2 protein-coding genes are annotated in these 2,975 nt (G+C 41.8%); both read right to left on the reverse strand.

Annotated features, from left to right (window positions below):
- Nucleotides 1-701: 701 nt before the first annotated feature.
- The gene (locus F6K13_RS26330; protein WP_161564489.1) at nt 702-854 is read right to left on the reverse strand and encodes a hypothetical protein; all 153 of its coding nucleotides are present in this window, start codon (nt 852-854) and stop codon (nt 702-704) included.
- A gap of 60 nt (nt 855-914) precedes the next feature.
- Complete coding sequence (locus F6K13_RS26335; RefSeq protein ID WP_124144745.1) at nt 915-2,735, reverse strand: AGE family epimerase/isomerase; 1,821 nt, start codon at nt 2,733-2,735, stop codon at nt 915-917.
- Nucleotides 2,736-2,975: the final 240 nt, after the last annotated feature.

The following is a 2,975-nucleotide window of genomic DNA, read 5'->3' on the forward strand; positions in this document are numbered from 1 at the left end:
TGAGGGAAGAAAGGAGGAAAGTAAAGATAATTTCAGTATTTCTTTAGGTACTGTCGGTACTGTCAGTTCTTAAATTTTATTTCTAACTGACCCGTCCGAACATGATATTAAACCCATAAAGGTAGTCCTGCTGGCGTAATGGTAAATAGGAACAAGCAATGCCTAGTGTGGGCATCCTGCCCGCGAGTAATATTATGTCCGGTTGAATATATAAATAAGTGATATTATGTCCGGTTGAATAATTAGACTTTGCTGGAAGGAAGGCAGCTATGCTGGAGGCAGGAGGCAGAAGGTTTGATCCTATTGTCACCTTAATTTTATACACGCTCCGATGCTACCGGACATGATATGAGTAGGGAGTAGCAGTGCGACCCCGCGACGACGACAGTCGCAAGGGAATGCTGACCAAGAGAGGGAATGTTGACCAACAGAAGAAGAAAAAAGAGATTTGCCCTACAAGTGAAAGGATAATTTTTTTCATCACTAATTATCCGGGGTTGCACATTATGGAATGATATTGCCAAAAATTAGTTTAGACTTTGACTAAAAATAACCATTAATTAATCATTCTGGCAATTGATTAATCCACAATCCAATTCAATCAAAAATCTCAAATCATTCGTCGCTGTGCAACGCCAATTATCCGGACATGATATAAAGGAGCAAGATGCTCCCACTACCGTATATCGTAACAAAAATAATTACAATGCACGACCATGACAATGCACCACCACCCCCATAGATACATCTAAGGTATTATCTGAACTTTTTGCTTTCAACCCGCTCAGGGGTGGTCCTGGATGGTAATGGTGAGGATATATATTTTTTTCTCCCACACTCTCGGTGCTCCCCACACTCCCCATCTCCCTAAATTCCCGGTGTTTCCTTTGCCATGACTATGCACCACCACCCACTCAGGTAGGTACAATATTTACCTTAACTTTCACCCTTTCTTTAATATCAGGCAACTTGACACTCAGTTTCTCAGTATCAAAATCACTGTAGGGTTTGCCATCAATTTCTACAGAGCCAATTTTAATACTACCTGGAGGCAGAATATCTGGCGACACCCGCAGGATATTATCGGGGAAACCACCAGGAATAGGTTTAAAATAAAAATCCATTGGCTGCTTGTTAACCAGGAGATTAGTATAAACAGCAGAAAGGAAACATAGCTCTGTAGAGTGATAACCACTCATGGAGTGAGACCCCTTACCTCGTTCGTTACCACTTGCCAAGAAAGGAATACCATTAGCAAGAACATTGAAATAAACCCCACCATCTTCTGTATCCAGGAACCAAGCATTGTAAAAAGCAGCAGCTTCCCGCGCTAAACGATGATATTCTGGCTCTTTGAGAATTCCGGCGAGAATATAATAAGCTAGAATAGACTGTTCTTGCTGCCACCAAGCTTTGCGGTCGTGCCAAACAAAACGATGGATTTTTTCGTCTTTATCTAATACTCTTTCAACTACATCATACCAACCACCCCGTTGTTGGTCGCTGCCCACTGCTGGCATAAGATCGGCAATTTTCTTGGCCAAATCGACATAAGAATCTTTGGCTTTGAGACTATTCATCCGCATCAAATTCCAGGCAATTTTCATATTGTGACCAACTACTGCCCGGTTTTGCTGCCATCCCCAAGTATGGTCTGGACTCCAGTCTTCAAAGAATTTTTCATTGACAAAGGGAGAGTTCTCGTAGTCTGGGAACCGCTTTTCAATAGTGTCAAAGGTATATTCGAGCATATCAGCATATTCTGGTTTTTCTGTTGCTAACCACAGATTAATTAAATATGCTGGTGCATGGTCTCCCACTGAGTTCCAGTTTTTGGTACCTTTGTTCCGTCCTAATGATTCGCTGAGGGGGTCTAGAGTTATGGGGTCTAGGTGAGAGTAATAACCGCCGCGATCGCTCTTATCCAGGTAGAAGTCGTTGAATAGTTTGATGGTTTTCTCGGTATCGTCCATGATCCGAGGGTCGCCATTGAGTCGATATGTTTGTAATGGACCTGCAAGGGCGTAAATTTGTTCGTAAGCAGGAATAGCATCGTAGTCATCGCCGAATTCTGAAGCGAAGATTTTTTGTTCCCGCTCTCCTTGTACATCAATACCGTGATACCAATAGACAATTCCTTCGTCTAGGTCTACAAACCTCATGTGGTCTCGCAGATATTCGGTACCTTTTTCTGCTGCTTCTAGAAAAGTTTCTTCCCCAGTCATCATGTAGGCAGTCGCCATCCCGTAAACCATCCGGGAAATAGTATCAGTTTCTTGAGAGAAGTTTACCTGAGATTTTGCACCGGATAGACTTAGGGTTGTGCGATAGTTGCGGTAGTCAATTTCTTCGTCGCCAAACTGAGCTTTGACATAAAAATTAGCAAGGGAACGCACCTGGTCTACCCACCAGTTTGGTTTCTCAAAAACGTAGTCCTCTGCTTGGCGACCGACAAATATAATTTGTTTGGCTTCAAATATGGGACTATCTGGGTAGAAGACTCCATAAGTGAATATATACCGACCAGGTACTAACATTGACCGCATAGAACCTGTAGCATCTGGGTATGCTTCATCTAAGTTTTGTACGAGTTTGGCGTAAGAAATCGGACTTAGTCTGGCTTTAAATTCTCTGCCGTCTGTTGTTTTGATACCAAAAATATCTGTTTCTGAGTCGTATTTGGTAACATATCCTGCTATTAGGTCAGAAAAGCTAAATTCTATTTGGGTGCTCATGTTGAATTATTTTTAACTTTGTTTACGAGTTTTTTTTGTATAGAACCCATTAGACATCTAGAAAAAAGGAAGTAGGGAGTAGGGAGAAAGAATTGATAAATAAGAGTGCGACAGTTGATTTGATTTTTTATTAAGGCCGCCGTAGGTAGGGCGATGTACAGGAGTTGTGAAGTCAGGAGATTCAGTTAGAGAATAAGGGAAAAAGGTAGAAAAATTTCTCTACTCTCCTACTCCCCATCA

It is taken from the genome of Okeania sp. SIO2B9 (assembly GCF_010672505.1).
In the GTDB taxonomy this organism is placed as follows: domain Bacteria; phylum Cyanobacteriota; class Cyanobacteriia; order Cyanobacteriales; family Microcoleaceae; genus Okeania; species Okeania hirsuta.

Excerpts from the sequence above, each read along its gene's own strand:
- F6K13_RS26335 (WP_124144745.1), bottom strand. The coding sequence starts at position 2,735 with ATGAGCACCCAAATAGAATTTAGCTTTTCTGACCTAATAGCAGGATAT.